This window comes from Streptomyces sp. NPDC001156, from assembly GCF_053598275.1.
The window spans coordinates 1-14,422 of sequence record NZ_JBSFJX010000016.1; the positions used below are offsets into that span (position 1 = coordinate 1).

Below are 14,422 nucleotides of genomic sequence, written 5' to 3' on the forward strand. Positions count from 1 at the left end.
ACCCGGGGCCGCACCCACGCGGCAGCCCACAAGCCGGGACATCCCGGCGGCCAAGGGCCTCTGCTCGACACAACACCACCGCCCGGTACCGGACAGACCCCGAATGAGACCCGACCCGCAACCATGCGGTACAAGGCCCACGTCGAAACAGCCGGCTGCACGGACAAGCGCCGCCCAGCCGCGCCAGCTCCGCACAGACACCGGACGGGCATCACAGCACTACGTGATGACTCTTAGAAGAACGTACGGATGTAGTCGACGACCGTGCCGTCCGCCTCGGCCACCGGGATCAGCTGCCACTTGTCGAATGACGTGCACGGATGGGACAGGCCGAGCCCGATCCAGTCGCCGACCTCGACGTCCGCTTCGGGGGCCGTACGGAGCCAGGCGTGCTGGTCGGAGAGGGCGGTCACCGAGACGCCCGTGGCCGGCCGCTCCTCGCCGTCCCGGCGCAGCACCTGGGCGAAGGGCAGGTCCAGGTCGTAGGCCGCGTCCCGCTTGCCCGCGTTGGCGAAGGCCTGCTCCGGGGAGGGGCGGGAGACCACCTGGGCCCACAGGCGGAACGCCGGCTCCAGCCCGCCCTCCTGCGGGACGCGGGTGAACGGGGTGAGCTTGCGGTAGTGACCGTCGTCGTGCGACACATAGGCGCCCGAGCGCAGCAGCTTCAGCACTGGTGCGGAGAGTTCCGGGATGTCCGCGAAGACGTCCGCCACCGCGTCGAACCACGCGCTGCCGCCCGCGCTCACCACGATCTCGCCGAGACCGGCGAAGCGGCCCGCCTTGTCGAACTCCCCGGCCAGCGCGGTGAGCCGGCGCAGCCAGGCGCGTACCCGGTCCGGGTCCGCCTGCGGCACCTCGCCCTCATACCCCGCCACGCCCACCAGCCGAAGGGTCCGCGTCGCCGCCACGGCGTCCGCGACCACCGCGCACTCCTCCTCCGTGCGGACGCCGGTCCTGGCACCGTCACCGGCCGCCAGCTCCACGACCACGTCGATCCGGCGCGCCGTCCCCTGCAGCGCCGCGTCCATCAGGTCTACGCCGCGTACCGAGTCGACGTAGCAGATGAAGTGGAACTCCTCGTCCGCGGCGAGGTCCGCGGCGAGCCCGCGAAGGGCCGCCGGGTCCACGAGCTCATTGGCGAGGAAGACCCGCTGGATGCCGAACTCCCGTGCCACACGCACCTGGTGGGGTACCGCGAGGGTGATGCCCCAGGCGCCGTGTTCGATCTGGCGGTGGAAGAGCTGGGGTGCCATGGACGTCTTGCCGTGCGGGGCGAAGGCGAGGCCGTGGTGGGCCGCGTACGTCTCCATGAGGCGGACGTTGTGGTCCAGCCGCTCGGCGGACAGGGCGAGGACCGGGGTGGTGAAGCCGCCGGTGAAGAGATTGCGGCGCTCGGCCGCGAGTTCGGCGAGTGTCAGGCCCTGGGCGTCCGGCGGGAGTCCCTTGAAGCGGTGGTCGACGCGTTCCGCCCCGAGGGCGGCGAGGCGTTCTGCGGCGGTGGCTGCGTCCATGGGGCCTCCTTGAGGTCGACCATTGCAACATGTGCAACGGTCGTTGCGTATCTCGCTTGCTGCTGTCTAACATCCCGGCCAACACGCGGTCAACGGAGTCGCCGTGACCGTTCCCGAGCTTGTGCCCACGCTCGAGCAGGGGCACCCCCGTCCCACGAGGAGCCACCACCATCGTGACCGCCAACGGCCTGCCCACCGCCCCGGATGTCATGGACACCGTGGACGTCGTCGCGCTCGGCGAGTCCATGGTCACGTTCCTGCCGTCCCGGCCGGGGCGCCTCGCCGACGTGCCGTCCTTCGAGCGGGGGATCGGCGGCGCGGAGTCCAACGTCGCGTGTGTGCTGGCGGCCGCCGGGCACTCGGCGCGGTGGGTCAGCCGGGTCGGGGCGGACGGCTTCGGGGACCATCTGGTCGAGGCCATCGGGGCGTACGGCGTCGACGTCGCGTCCGTACGGCGTGATCCGGCGCGGCGCACCGGCATCTACTTCCGCACGGCGGGGGACCGGGCGACCGACGCACACGAGGTGGCGTACTACCGGGCGGGATCGGCGGCCTCGGCGATGACGGTGGAGAACGTCGACCTGGACGCGGCACGGTCCGGCCGGGTGCTGCACCTGTCCGGGATCACGGCCGTGCTCTCCGGTGGCTGCCTGGATCTGCTGCGGGAGCTGACGGCGCCCCGGGCGGGGCGTCCGCTCGTCTCCTTCGACGTCAACCACCGCCCCGGGCTGTGGCGTGACGCCGACGGGCCCCGGGTGCTGCTGGAACTGGCCCGCGGAGCCGACATCGTGTTCGTGGGGGACGACGAGGCCCGGCAGGCGTGGGGGCTGCACGGCGCCCACTCGATCCGGGAGGCGCTCCCCGAACCGGAGATCGTGGTCGTCAAGCAGGGCAGGGGCGGGGCGACGGCGCTCGACAAGGACACCGAGGGCCTGTGCGAGGACGCCACGGGTACCGCCACCTTCGTACCCGCCCTGAACGTCGACGTCGTGGCCGCCGTCGGTGCCGGGGACGCCTTCGCCGCCGGCTTCCTCTCCGCCACCCTGCGCGGCCTGCCCGTCCGCGACCGCCTCCGCCACGGCCATCTCATGGCCGCCGCAGCCCTCACCGTCCCCGGTGATCTCGCCGCCCCTCCCGCGCGCGACCACGCCGACCGTCTGGCCGCACTCGACGATGCCGGGTGGGGGACACTTCGACTCGGCCCCGGCTGGACCGAAGCCGACGCACGGGCCGAGGAGGAGGTACGGACACCATGAGCCAGACCGTCGACCGGGCGCTGAGCATTCTGCCGCTGCTCGCCGAGGGACCCGCCGATCTCGGACAGGTCGCGGACCGGCTCGGGGTGCACAAGTCCACCGCCCTGCGGCTCCTGCGCACCCTGCACGAGCACGGCCTGGTGTATCGCCAGTCCGACCAGCGCTACCGCCTCGGCGCCCGCCTCTTCGCCCTCGCCCAGGAGGCAGTGGAGAACCTCGACGTCCGCGAGATCGCTCATCCCCACCTCGTCCGCCTGAACGAGGAGTGCGGGCACACCGTCCACCTCGCCGTCTACGAGGAGAACGAGGTCCTCTACATCGACAAGGTGGAGAGCCGTTACCCCGTGCGGATGTACTCGCGGATCGGGAAGCCGGTGGCGCTCACGGTCGCGGCCGTCGCCAAGCTGCTGCTGGCCGATCTGCCCGAGCCCGAGCGCCGCGCGGTCGTGGAGAAGCTCGACTACCCCCTGTACACGGCCCGTTCGACGCCGAACCCGGCCGCCTTCCTGAAGGAACTGGCGATCGTGCGCGAACAGGGCTGGGCCACCGACCTCGGCGGCCACGAGGAGTCCATCAACTGCGTCGCCGCCCCCATCCGCGGCGCCGACGGGCGGGCCGTCGCGGCCATGTCGGTCTCCGCGCCCAATGTCGTCGTCACCGCCGACGAACTCCTCACCCTGCTTCCGCTGGTGCGCCGTACCGCGGCCGCCATCACCCGGGAGTACTCCGGCAACACACCAGCAAAGGACGCCGTATGACGGACAAGATCGCCCTGACGCCGAAGACCCACACCTCGCCGCCCGCCAGGTTCTCGCACGGAGTGAAGAAGGGGAACATCCTCCAGGTCGCCGGCCAGGTCGGCTTCCTGCCCGCCGAGGAGGGCAAGCCCCCCACGCCCGCGGGCCCGACGCTGCGCGAGCAGACCCTCCAGACCCTCGCCAACGTCAAGTCGATCCTTCAGGAGGGCGGAGCCTCCTGGGACGACGTGATGATGATCCGCGTCTATCTGACCGACGTGGACCACTTCGCCGAGATGAACGAGATCTACAACTCCTACTTCGAGGAGCAGGGCCTCACCCAGCCGCCCGCCGCCCGGACCACCGTCTACGTGGGTCTCCCGGCCGGCCTCCTCATCGAGATCGACGCGCTGGCCGTCCTCGGCTGACGCGGCGGCCGCCCCCCGCGCCTCCGTACGTCGTCACGGTGCGGCGCCCCCCCACCTCCGGGGTGCCGTGCCGCGATCCTCCTTGCCCGAAAGCTCCACGGCCTTACGAGAAGCAAGAGGTCTTCCTGCCATGCGCATGATCTCGCTCGTCCTGCGGGTGGCCCAGGGCTCGGCGACGGTGGCGATCGTCACGACGGCGGGCATCGTCGCCCCGCTGCTGTCGGAGGGCCACCACTCCCAGGCCTTCGTCGCCCTGGTCATCATGGCCATCTCGGCCGGTTCCATCTTCGCTTCGCACGTCAACGACGGGGGCTTCTGGATGGTGGCGAAGTACTTCGGCATCAGCGAGCGCGACACGCTGCGGACATGGACGGTGCTGGAGTCGGTGCTGTCGGTGGCCGGATTCGCGGCGGCCGCCGTGGTGAGTGTCTTCGTATAGCGAAGATTCGTATAACGATGCCGGGGCTGGCTGTGTCCGGCACAGGATCTTCGACCATACTGCCCGCTGTGGAGCAGCGCATTGGTTCGAGCAGCCAGCCCCTGGACGGCGCCGGTATGGACCCGGCCTTCATTCCCGGGCTCATCTCACCCGTGTCCGGCGAACCCGGGGACGCCAAGCCGGAGGACCCGGAGTCCGGGGGCGTGACCCAGGAGACCGCCTCCGACGGCGCGGTCTCCGACGCCCCGGCCGCCGAGGAGAAGCCGGCCGGGGAGAAGGAGCCCGCCGAGGAGCCCGAGGAGGAGTCCCCGGCGGAGTCCGAGCCGGAGGGCCCCGTCTTCGAGGCCTCCGACCGCCGCGCCCGGATCGTCGCGGACCACAGCGGCGTACAACTCCGCCTGGACGACCAGGAGTGCGAGTTCCGGTGGGACGAGATCGGCGCCTTGGAGACGGAGACCTCGCGCTTCGGCAAGCGGTTCACGGTGACCGTGCACACGCCGGAGCGCCGCTGGTACCCGATCGAGATCGAGGCCGATTCCCGCTCGCGTTTCCAGGAGTGGGAGGCACGGCTCGACGAGGTCCTGGACACCTACTTCGAGGACGGCGAGGACAAGGCCGCCGTCCTCGAGAAGGCAGAGGACTGATCCGGGCCGTCAACTGCAGTACTGCGCCGTCTTCCCGATGGAGCGGTACATGCAGTCGGCGTTCTCCAGCAGTTGGAGCACCGCGTCCCGGTTCCGCGACGTCTCCCGCTCGATGATCTCGTCGGGCGGGTAGAAGCCGCCCCCGGAACTCGACGTGAGGATGCGCGGGCGGCGCCTCCCACCGATCCGGCATGGTTCGGGGCGTCTTCGCGGCCGTCGGATGGTGAAAGGCCCCGGCGTTCATCCGCCGGGGCCCTTTCGACTGCCGTACGTCAGCCGAGCGTGCGCCACTTCGCGCTGGTGGCGATGGCTTCCAGCTGCTTCATGGTGAGCACCGGGGCCGTACGCGTCGCGGACGTGTACTGGGCGCCGGAGTTGAAGGCACTGATCACCACCCGGAAGCCGCCGGGACGAATGGTGTCCACGGTCCACATGACGACCCCCTGGCCGCCCTTCTCACCGGGCCCCTGGCGCGTGGCGACCTTGGTGCCGTCGGACAGGGTCGTGGCGCCGTCGCCGAAGAGCTGGCCCTCCGCGTCCGACATGTCGGGCTGAACGTTGACCTGGACGAGGCTCGCGCCCTTTCCGTCGTCGAGGACCACATATCCGAACTCCCCGTCCGCACGGCTCTTCGAGACGACCTCGAGCTCCTTGGGCAGCAGCGAGACCAGCGTCTTGGAGACGGAGCCGTGGGGGACGCCCTGTGTGGTGCTCGGCTTGGCCGACGGCTTCCCGGTACTCACGGGGATGGTGTCGGCGGCCGCGCGCCACTCGGGTGCGGTGACGAGCGTCCTGAGCTGGGAGGGGGACAGCGGGGGCTCGTCCCGGGTGATGGGCGCGTCCTTCTCGGCGGGGGAGTTCCACTCCTGCACGCTGATGTGCTGCCCGGACGGCGTGACGAGTTCCGCGTTCCACAGCTTCGTGTCGACGCGGCGGTCCGGGTACTCGTACCCCTGCAGGACCATGAGCCGGGATCCGTCGGACAGCGTGGTGCTGGTGCAGGCGTCGTACGCGATGAACACCTTGTCGGGGCACTGGGTGCTCTGAACGGCCTCCTGGCCGCCGGGCTGGACTCGGGTGAGGCCGACGGCGATGCCGGCCTTGCCCCTGCCGTCGTCGTACACGAGCCGGGCGAACGGCGGCAGCCGGCCGTCCGTACCGTTCCCCGCCTCCTGGCTGAACCGCCCCTCGGGCAGCAGCTTCTGGAGGGTGCGGACCAGTTGGCCGCCCGACACGGTGGTCCGCGGCGCGGCCGAGGCGGCGTGGGTGGACGGACCGGCGGCCACGGACCGCTGCTGTCCGTCCGCGCCGTGACCGGTGGGCAGGAGCATGGCCGCGCCGAGCCCCACGAGCGCGACACCGGTCGCGCCGCCCACGACGGCGGCCCGGCCGCGCCGGATCCGCCGGGCGCGCTCCTCGCCGCCGACGACCAGGGCGTGCCGGTCGGGCTCGAAGGTGTCGCCGGCCTGCCGCAGGGCCGAGGCGAGCTGGTCCTCGAAGAGGTCGTGGTCTTCTACGGGCATGGCGAACCGCCTTTTCTGCGGGTGAGGGTTGTGGGGCAGGGGCGGGCGGGGTGGTCAGGGGGTCGCGTACTCGCTGATGGCGCCGCCGAGGAGGGAGCGCAGCCGGGCGAGTGCGCGGACGCAGCGTGTGCGCACTGCGGCCGAACTGGTGTTCATCACGGCCGCGGTCTCCTCGATGCTGCGGTCCTCCCAGTAGCGCAGGACGACCACGGCCCGGTCCTTGGCGGGCAGCCGGCCGAGCGCCTCGAGCAGGGTGAGCCGCAGCGGCATGTCACCGGGCGTGTCCTGCACGGGGACGTCGGGGAGCACGTCGGTGGCACGCTCCTTGCGGCTGCTGTGCCGCCGCTGGTGGGCGAGGAAGGTACGGGTGAGGATGGTCTGGGCGTAGCCGGCGGGGTTGTCGACGCGGGAGATCCGGCCCCAGCGGAGGTACACCCGGCCGAGGGTCTCCTGGACGAGGTCCTCGGCGAGATGGGTGTCGCCGCCGGTGAGGAGGCAGGCGGACCGGTACAGATGGCCGGCACGTGCCGCCGCGAACTCCGGGTATCCCTCGCTCCGGCCCTGCCGCATCTGTTCCCCCGGTCTCTCGGTTTCTTCCGACCGCCTTCACCTCATTGATGCGGTGGACCCGGAGAAATGTTTCAACAGACCTGTGCGGGAGGGGACACCGGCCCCGCGATCCGTCCGCCTCGCGGCCGCCATGGGGCGACCTTCCGGCGCAGACGGGAGGGGCGGGACGGCCTGCTCACGGCAAGCCGTCCCGCCCCCGAGGCGTCTGTCATTCCACCGTCACGGCAGCGCGTGCACGTGCGGTCCCACCGCGTTCGACCAGGCGTTGCCGGAGGCCGCGTCCCAGTTGGTCGACCATGTCATCGCGCCCCGCAGGTCGGGGTACGTCTTCGACGGCCGGAAGGAACCGCAGTTCGTGGTCTTCGTCAGGCAGTCCAGGGCGTTGTTCACCACCGTGGGGGAGACATAGCCGCTGCCCGCCCCGCTTGGTGAGGCCGGGACGCCGAGGCCCACCTGCGACGGGGACAGACCGCCCTCGAGCTGGATGCAGGCCAGGGCGGTCAGGAAGTCCACCGAGCCCTGGCTGTAGACCTTGCCGTCGCAGCCCAGCATCGAACCGCTGTTGTAGTACTGGGTGTTGACGACGGTCAGGATGTCCTTGATGTTCAGCGCCGTCTGGAAGTACCCGTTCGACGTCGACTGCATGTCGATCGTCTGCGGGGCCATCGTGATGACCAGCGAGGAGCCCGCCTTCGAGGACAGCTGCCGCAGGGCCTGCGACATGTAGGTCGCGTTCAGGCCGTTCTCCAGGTCGATGTCCACGCCGTCGAAGCCGTAGGTCTGCATCAGGGAGTAGAGCGAGTTGGCGAAGTTCGCCGCGGAGGTGGCGTCGTTCACCGACACCGTGCCGTTCTGGCCGCCCACCGAGACGACGACCTTCTTGCCGGCCGCCTGCTTCGCCCTGATGTCCGCCTTGAACTGGTCCACGGTGTAGCCGCCGAGACCGGCCGAGTCCAGGTTGAAGGTCACGGCGCCCGGTGTGCCCGTGGCGTCGGCGAAGGCCACCGCGATGATGTCGTACTGCGACGGGACGTCCGAGATCTTCTGGACCGTCGCGCCGTTGTTGAAGTTCTGCCAGTACCCCGTGACCGCGTGCTTGGGGAGTGTCCCGCCGCCGCCCCCGCCGGTGGCCGCGGTCGTGGCGGTCACCGGCGACGACTTGGCCGACTCGCCCGCCGCGTTGGTCGCCGTCACCTGGAACGAGTACGACGTCGACGGTGACAGCCCCGTCACGGTCGCGGAGGTGCCGGTGACGGCGGCCACCTTCGTGCCGCTGCGGTACACGTTGTAGCCCGTCGCGCCCGACACCGCGTTCCAGGCCAGGGAGACCGACGAGGAGGTGGTGGAGGAGACCGCGAGGCCCGTGGGGGTCGCGGGCACGGTCGGGGCCGGGTCACCGCCGCCGCCCCCGTCCGGGCCGAACACCGACACGTCGTCCGCGTAGTACGCCGCCTGTCCGTACCAGCCGTGCAGATACACCGTCACCGACGAGGTCGAGGCGCCGGTGGTGAAGGTCGTCGACAGCTGTTTCCAGCTCGTCGAGTCCGGTGTCCAGGTCGACACATCCGTGGTGCCGGTGCCCGTGGTCCCAAGGAACGTGTACCCGCCCTGCACCCAGGCGCTCAGCGTGTACGTCGAGTTGGGCTTGACCGCGACCGTCTGCGAGCACTGCGCGTAGTCCTGGCCCGTGGGCGTGGCCTTCAGCGCGGCAGACCCGCCGTGCGCCGGCGACGACACCGTCGTGCCGCTGCCCGCCGCACAGGTCCAGTTGGCGAGGCCCGACTCGAAGCCGGCGTTCCTGGCGTTGTTCACGTCCGCCGCGGCCGCGGGACCGGCGGCCAGGAAGGAGAGAGCGAGCGCTGCGACGGCGGTCCCGGCGAGGGTTCGTCTGGGGCGGGGTATGCCTGATATGCGGTCCACTTGGGCCTCCGAGGGGGGTATGGGGGGCAGGAGGGCATTGCGGAACGGTGGCCACCGCCTGACGAAAGAATTTGGTCCAGACCAATTGGGTTGTCAAGGCCCCTGGTGATACCAAGGGCCCAGAACGAGAGCCGAGTTGGCGTCTGCACGCCTACTCTGTGTCGATCACGCTCGCACCTTCGGTGAGATGATCTTCCGGATTCGGTGTTGAGCGGGGCATGCCGTGGATATGGTGCTGGTGCAGGACGATGCAATGGGACGTCACAGGGGCGATCTGAGGCGGTGGTCGACCACCCCGCCGCAGTGAACGGGGTGGTGTGCAGCCGTGCCGACCGCGATAGCCGTCACCAGTTCCGACCTGGTGCTGCCGCCGCTCGACCGGCAGACGCCGCCCGCCGCGGTCCAGCCTCAGCCCACTCTCGAACAGTCCCTGACCGGTATGCACGCACTGGTCGAGCAGCACGGCTATGTGATCGCTCTGCACCCCGCCTCCGGCGACGCCCAGGCCGTGCAGCGGCTGCGTATGGTGCGCTCCGTCCTGGAGAGCGACCGCATCGCCGTCCTCGGAGTGGACCTGCCTCCCCTCGGACTCGCCCTGCTCGCCCAGCAGTTGCGGCAGCTGTCCGTCTGCGACTTCAGTCCTGGGGTGCTGGCCTCGTCCGCGCGGCTGCTCGCCCACTACATCTACGCGGGCGCCCTCCTCGGTTCGGTCGCCAAGCTCGACCACGTCCCCGTCCCGCTGGCCTCGCACGCCAAGTCTTGGGTGCCGGGCGCCCAGTTCGGTGTGCTCGCCCATCCCCGGCCGCTGCTCGTACGGGCCGGGCAGGAGGAGTTGCCCGGCCCCGAGTTCTGTACCCGGATGTTCGTCGCCGCCGGTCAGCCGCCCTCGGACTGGGTCACCGCCCACCTCGCGCCCGCCTGGCGCGTCCAGGGTGTCGCGACCGTGCCGCTGCCGGAGATGTCCGGGCGGTGGTGGGGGACCGGCCGGCTCGTCGAGTTCGCGGCGGGCCTGCATGACGTGTCCGTGCTCTACCACCTCGTCTCATCGGTACGACGCGAGGTCTGCCACTGGTGCGGGCTGGAGCTCATCGGCGACCGCTGCGGGTTCTGCGCGGCGCCCCTGCCCCCGCCGTCCGCACAGCAGCCGGTCACCGCTGCCCGCGCCCTGCCACGGGGCGGCACGTAACCCCGAAGGCACAACTCCACAGCACGACCGCACGACCGCTCGACCGCCCGTCCCCCACCGCTCCGATCGAGGTTGTCCGCGTCATGAACTCACGCCAGCGCCGTGGCGTCATCCTGCTGGTCCTCTCGGCCCTCGCCGCCGTCGGCGCCTTCGCCGGAGTGCTGTCGGTGATCCGCGACGTGAACTCGAAGGTCGGCCCCGAGGTCACGGCGTACCGCCTCAAGAGCGACATCGCGCCGTACAAGGAGCTCACGGCCGACCAGTTCGAGCAGATAGCCATGCCCAGACGCTGGCTGTCCGCGACCGCCGTCACCAGCCTCACGCAGATCCGCGGCAAGATCGCGGTGACCCGGCTGGAGAAGGGCTCCCTGCTCCAGACCGACATGATCGTCGACCGGCCCGAACTCCAGCCCGGACAGCAGGAGATCGCCATCATGATCGACGCCTCGACCGGTGTGGCCGGCAAGATCGACCCCGGCTCCCGGGTCAACATCTACGCCACCTTCAAGGCCGCCAACGAGAAGAGCAAGGACGAGTCCAAGGTCATCGTGACCAACGCCCGTGTCCTTGACGTCGGCAAGCTCACCGCGCTCGACCCGGGCCAGTCCAGCGACGAACGGCGGCGCAACGCCACCGAGGCCGTCCCCATCACCTTCGCGCTCGACACGGCCGACGCCCAGCGGGTGGCCTACGCCGAGTCGTTCGCCGAACACGTACGGCTCGCCCTGGTCGCGGGCGGTACCCAGACCGCGGTCGCCCCGGGCGACCGCACCTACACCCTCGACCAGGACAAGTAGGAGGCCGCGCATGAGGTCCGTCCCCGTGCCCAGCGGGCCTGTCGCCCTGAGGTGGCGCCGATGACCATCCGTATCCTCTCCGCCGTCGGCGACCTGGACACGGCCCGCTCGCTCACCACCCTGCTGAGCCGGCTCGACGACGCCGAACCCGCACCGCCGGTCCACGACTCCACGGCCCTGCTCGACACCCTGGCCCGGCTGGCCGGCGAGTCCCTCGACGAACTGCCCGAGGTCGTGCTCGTGCACGAGCGGATCGGTCCGGTCCCCGCGCTCGAACTCATCCGCGATCTGGTGCTGCGGTTCCCCGCGGTCGGGGTCGTTCTCATCACCGCCGACACGAGCACGGGCGTGCTCACCGCCGCGATGGACTCCGGCGCCCGCGGCATCGTCACCCTGCCCCTCGGCTACGACGCCCTCGCCGAACGCGTCCAGGCCGCCGCCGCCTGGTCGGTGGGCATGCGGCGCCACCTGGGCAGCGGCACACCGGAGCTGTACGCCGGCGCGGGCGGGACGGTGGTCACGGTGACCGGGGCCAAGGGCGGTGTGGGAGCGACGGTCACGGCCGTCCAGCTGGCGCTCGCCGCACGGGCCTCGGGCCGCACGGTCGCGCTGGTCGACCTCGACCTGCAGTCCGGGGACGTCGCCTCCTACCTGGACGTCCAGTTCCGCCGCTCGGTGGCGGACCTCGCCGGGATCACGGACATCAACCCCCGGGTCCTCCAGGACGCGCTCTACACCCACGACAGCGGCATCGGGCTGCTCCTCGCCCCTGCCGAGGGGGAGCGAGGCGAGGAGGTCACGGACCGGGTGACCCGCCAGATCCTCGGCACCCTGCGCTCCCGCCACGACGTCGTGGTCATCGACTGCGGCTCCCAGATGAACTCCGCCACCGCCGCGGCCGTCGAGGTCGCCGACCAGGCGCTGCTGCTCGTGACCCCGGACGTGATCGCGGTCCGCGCCGCGAAACGGATGGTGCGCCTGTGGGACCGGCTCCAGATCCGCAAGGCTGAGGAGACCGTCACCGTCGTCAACCGTCACTCACGCGGTACGGAGATCCAGCCCGCCCTCGTCGAACGCGTCACCGGCACGAAGGTGGCCCGCGCCTCGGTCCCGGCGTCCTTCAAGGAACTCCAGCCCGTCGTCGACGCCGGACGGCTCCAGGACCTCGACGCCCGCTCCGCCGTGAAGCAGGCGCTGTGGTCGCTGGCAGGAGAGCTGGACCTGGTCACGGCGCACGAGGGCGGAGGCGGCCGGAGGCGCAAGGTGTCCTCGGACCGGGGAGCGCTGAGCCTGTGGCGCAAAGGCGGCGACCGGGGCTCGGTGACCCTGGAGTTCGCCGGCATGTTCCCGCTCGTCCTCGTCGTGATGGCGCTCCTGTGGGAGTGCGCCCTGTACGGCTACACGTACTCGCTCGCGGGCAACGCGGCGGACGAGGCGGCACGGGCGGCCACGGCGGCGTACGCGGTGGACGGCGACTGGACCGGGGCGTGCGCGTCGGCGGGCGCCAGGCATCTGCCGGGCGCGTGGAGCGGGGCACAGATCCGCTGCACGCCGGACCCGGGCGGCTCGGTGATGAGGGCAACGGTCGAGGCGGACGTCCCCCTGTTCTTCCCGGGCGTCAACCCGGGCTGGCGGGTGGACGGCAGCGCGGGTGCGGCGCTCGAGGGGAACCGGCCATGAGGATGCCGCCGAGGGCTCGTCTCCGCGACGACCGGGGCGTCTCGATGCTGGAGTTCGCCGGATTCCTGCCCATCCTCCTCGTCATCGGCATGGCCGCCGTCCAGCTCGGGCTCATCGGCTACGGCATCAGCCAGGCCGGCACCGCCGCCCGGGCCGCGGCCCGCGTCGCCTCGCAGAACGGCGACGGTCAAACGGCGGGCACGGCGGCCGTCAGCGGCTGGCTCAGTCCCCGCGTGGACGCCCCCAAAGGCGCCGGCACCACCACCGCCACCGTCACCGTCCGCGTGCCCGCCGTCATCCCCCTCTTCGGCGGCTGGACCGTGACCCGCCACGCCACCATGCCCAACGACCCCGACCCCGGTACCCCGGAGAGGAGCTGACGAAGGACATGAGCCTGCGCTCCCGTATTGCCGCCCCCGACGACGGCGGGGCCGACCGCGAGGACGGACACCTCGTCGCGGTCTACCGCGCCAAACTCCTCGAAGAGATCGACCTCGCCGAGATGTCGGGCCTCGCGGCAGCCGAACGCAGGGTCCGCCTGGAGCGTGTCCTCGGGCACATCATCAGCCGGGAGGGGCCGGTCCTCTCCTCCGCCGAGCGCTCCCAGCTGATCCGGCGGGTCGTCGACGAGGCCCTCGGCCTGGGCGTCCTCGAACCGCTCCTCGCCGACGCGTCCATCACCGAAATCATGGTCAACGGCCCGGACTCGATCTTCGTGGAGCGAGCCGGCCGTGTGGAGCAGCTCCCGCTGCGCTTCGCCTCCACCGAGCAGCTGATGCAGACGATCGAGCGCATCGTCTCCACGGTCAACCGCCGGGTCGACGAGTCCAACCCGATGGTCGACGCCCGCCTGCCCACCGGTGAACGCGTCAACGTCATCATCCCGCCGCTCGCCCTGACCGGACCCACCCTCACCATCCGCCGCTTCCCACGCGCCTACACGCTTCCCGAACTCATCGGCCTCGGCTCCCTCGACGAGCAGATGCTGATGCTGCTCGCCGCCTTCGTCCGCGCCCGCTTCAACCTCATCGTCAGCGGCGGTACGGGCACCGGGAAGACCACCCTGCTCAACGCCCTGTCCGGGCTGATCCCGGCCCACGAGCGCATCATCACCATCGAGGACTCGGCCGAACTCCAGCTCCAGCAGGAGCACGTGATCCGTCTGGAGTCCCGCCCCCCGAACGTCGAGGGCAAGGGCCGGATCACCATCCGCGACCTGGTCCGCAACAGTCTCCGGATGCGCCCCGACCGGATCATCGTCGGTGAGGTCCGCGGCGGCGAGACGCTCGACATGCTCCAGGCGATGTCCACGGGCCACGACGGGTCGCTGGCCACCGTCCACGCCAACTCGGCCGAGGACGCGCTGATGCGGCTGCAGACCCTTGGCTCGATGTCCGAGGTGCTGATCCCCTTCGAGGCGCTCAAGGACCAGATCAACGCGGCTGTCGACGTGATCGTACAGCTCGCCCGGTACGCCGACGGCTCCCGCAAGGTGGTGGAGATCGCGCTCGTCGTCTCCCACGGCCGCGAGCAGTTCCGGGTGGCCACCGTGTCCCGTTTCGTGCCCCAGCCCCTCGCCACCGACCGGATCGTCCGCGGCCGCTTCGAGCATCTACCGCTGCCCCGGGCGGTCGCGGAGAAGCTGTACGTCGCCAATGAGCCGCTCCCGCCGGCCTTCGGCGTGGCGGAGGCCATCGACGCACGGAACACGAGGCAGGCCATCGGATGAAT

General features: G+C 71.0%; 13 protein-coding genes and 2 pseudogenes. 10 read left to right on the top strand and 5 right to left on the bottom strand.

Going from position 1 to position 14,422, the window contains the following annotated elements; genetic code table 11:
• Window positions 1-233: 233 nt before the first annotated feature.
• Window positions 234-1,511, bottom strand: a complete 1,278-nt coding sequence (locus tag ACWDA7_RS11160; RefSeq protein WP_450603846.1) for an amino acid deaminase — start codon at window positions 1,509-1,511, stop codon at window positions 234-236.
• Window positions 1,512-1,720: 209 nt separating this feature from the next.
• Here ACWDA7_RS11160 and ACWDA7_RS11165 point away from each other — a divergent pair, with 209 nt between their 5' ends.
• The 5 genes and pseudogenes from ACWDA7_RS11165 (at window position 1,721) to ACWDA7_RS11185 (ending at window position 5,015) form a co-directional block, all read left to right on the top strand.
• A complete protein-coding gene (locus ACWDA7_RS11165; protein WP_450603937.1) occupies window positions 1,721-2,767 on the top strand; it encodes a sugar kinase in 1,047 nt (348 codons plus the stop codon).
• On the top strand, window positions 2,764-3,525 hold the full coding sequence (locus tag ACWDA7_RS11170; protein ID WP_450603847.1) for an IclR family transcriptional regulator: 762 nt from the start codon (window positions 2,764-2,766) through the stop codon (window positions 3,523-3,525). The genes ACWDA7_RS11165 and ACWDA7_RS11170 overlap by 4 nt, the downstream gene beginning before the upstream one ends.
• Complete coding sequence (locus ACWDA7_RS11175) at window positions 3,522-3,932, top strand: RidA family protein (protein ID WP_450603849.1); 411 nt, start codon at window positions 3,522-3,524, stop codon at window positions 3,930-3,932. The genes ACWDA7_RS11170 and ACWDA7_RS11175 overlap by 4 nt, the downstream gene beginning before the upstream one ends.
• 136 nt (window positions 3,933-4,068) lie before the next feature.
• Window positions 4,069-4,371 (top strand): annotated as a pseudogene (locus ACWDA7_RS11180) (GntT/GntP/DsdX family permease); the annotation flags it as partial.
• Between the two features lie 68 nt (window positions 4,372-4,439).
• Window positions 4,440-5,015 (top strand): hypothetical protein, encoded by a 576-nt coding sequence (locus ACWDA7_RS11185; protein WP_450603850.1) that lies wholly within the window; start codon window positions 4,440-4,442, stop codon window positions 5,013-5,015.
• 9 nt (window positions 5,016-5,024) lie between these two features.
• On the opposite strand, the pseudogene ACWDA7_RS11190 reads toward ACWDA7_RS11185, so the two are convergent.
• The 4 genes and pseudogenes from ACWDA7_RS11190 to ACWDA7_RS11205 form a co-directional block, all read right to left on the bottom strand.
• Window positions 5,025-5,168 (bottom strand): annotated as a pseudogene (locus ACWDA7_RS11190) (zinc carboxypeptidase); the annotation flags it as partial.
• 119 nt (window positions 5,169-5,287) lie between these two features.
• Complete coding sequence (locus ACWDA7_RS11195) at window positions 5,288-6,538, bottom strand: hypothetical protein (RefSeq protein ID WP_450603851.1); 1,251 nt, start codon at window positions 6,536-6,538, stop codon at window positions 5,288-5,290.
• Between the two features lie 54 nt (window positions 6,539-6,592).
• Window positions 6,593-7,108: a SigE family RNA polymerase sigma factor gene (locus tag ACWDA7_RS11200; RefSeq protein WP_432931956.1), complete on the bottom strand. Its 516-nt coding sequence runs from the start codon at window positions 7,106-7,108 to the stop codon at window positions 6,593-6,595.
• A gap of 219 nt (window positions 7,109-7,327) precedes the next feature.
• Window positions 7,328-9,028 carry a chitinase gene (locus ACWDA7_RS11205; protein ID WP_450603853.1) on the bottom strand — a complete coding sequence of 567 codons (1,701 nt, stop codon included), beginning with the start codon at window positions 9,026-9,028 and terminating at the stop codon, window positions 7,328-7,330.
• A 325-nt stretch (window positions 9,029-9,353) separates the two neighbouring features.
• Here ACWDA7_RS11205 and ACWDA7_RS11210 point away from each other — a divergent pair, with 325 nt between their 5' ends.
• From ACWDA7_RS11210 to ACWDA7_RS11230, 5 genes are all read left to right on the top strand, one after another.
• Entirely contained in the window at window positions 9,354-10,214 is an 861-nt protein-coding gene (locus ACWDA7_RS11210; protein WP_450603854.1) for a hypothetical protein, read from the top strand.
• A gap of 83 nt (window positions 10,215-10,297) precedes the next feature.
• The gene (gene cpaB / locus ACWDA7_RS11215) at window positions 10,298-11,011 is read left to right on the top strand and encodes a Flp pilus assembly protein CpaB (protein ID WP_432931962.1); all 714 of its coding nucleotides are present in this window, start codon (window positions 10,298-10,300) and stop codon (window positions 11,009-11,011) included.
• Window positions 11,012-11,071: 60 nt separating this feature from the next.
• Window positions 11,072-12,691, top strand: coding sequence for an AAA family ATPase (locus tag ACWDA7_RS11220; protein WP_450603855.1), 1,620 nt, complete (start codon window positions 11,072-11,074; stop codon window positions 12,689-12,691).
• A complete protein-coding gene (locus ACWDA7_RS11225; protein WP_450603857.1) occupies window positions 12,688-13,071 on the top strand; it encodes a TadE/TadG family type IV pilus assembly protein in 384 nt (127 codons plus the stop codon). Before ACWDA7_RS11220 ends, ACWDA7_RS11225 begins: the two co-directional genes overlap by 4 nt.
• 8 nt (window positions 13,072-13,079) lie before the next feature.
• Window positions 13,080-14,420 (top strand): CpaF family protein, encoded by a 1,341-nt coding sequence (locus ACWDA7_RS11230; protein ID WP_450603858.1) that lies wholly within the window; start codon window positions 13,080-13,082, stop codon window positions 14,418-14,420.
• The last annotated feature ends 2 nt before the right edge of the window (window positions 14,421-14,422 follow it).

Excerpts from the sequence above, each read along its gene's own strand:
- ACWDA7_RS11160 (WP_450603846.1), bottom strand. The coding sequence starts at position 1,511 with ATGGACGCAGCCACCGCCGCAGAACGCCTCGCCGCCCTCGGGGCGGAA.
- ACWDA7_RS11165 (WP_450603937.1), top strand. The coding sequence starts at position 1,721 with ATGGACACCGTGGACGTCGTCGCGCTCGGCGAGTCCATGGTCACGTTC.
- ACWDA7_RS11170 (WP_450603847.1), top strand. The coding sequence starts at position 2,764 with ATGAGCCAGACCGTCGACCGGGCGCTGAGCATTCTGCCGCTGCTCGCC.
- ACWDA7_RS11175 (WP_450603849.1), top strand. The coding sequence starts at position 3,522 with ATGACGGACAAGATCGCCCTGACGCCGAAGACCCACACCTCGCCGCCC.
- ACWDA7_RS11195 (WP_450603851.1), bottom strand. The coding sequence starts at position 6,538 with ATGCCCGTAGAAGACCACGACCTCTTCGAGGACCAGCTCGCCTCGGCC.
- ACWDA7_RS11200 (WP_432931956.1), bottom strand. The coding sequence starts at position 7,108 with ATGCGGCAGGGCCGGAGCGAGGGATACCCGGAGTTCGCGGCGGCACGT.
- cpaB (WP_432931962.1), top strand. The coding sequence starts at position 10,298 with ATGAACTCACGCCAGCGCCGTGGCGTCATCCTGCTGGTCCTCTCGGCC.
- ACWDA7_RS11220 (WP_450603855.1), top strand. The coding sequence starts at position 11,072 with ATGACCATCCGTATCCTCTCCGCCGTCGGCGACCTGGACACGGCCCGC.
- ACWDA7_RS11225 (WP_450603857.1), top strand. The coding sequence starts at position 12,688 with ATGAGGATGCCGCCGAGGGCTCGTCTCCGCGACGACCGGGGCGTCTCG.
- ACWDA7_RS11230 (WP_450603858.1), top strand. The coding sequence starts at position 13,080 with ATGAGCCTGCGCTCCCGTATTGCCGCCCCCGACGACGGCGGGGCCGAC.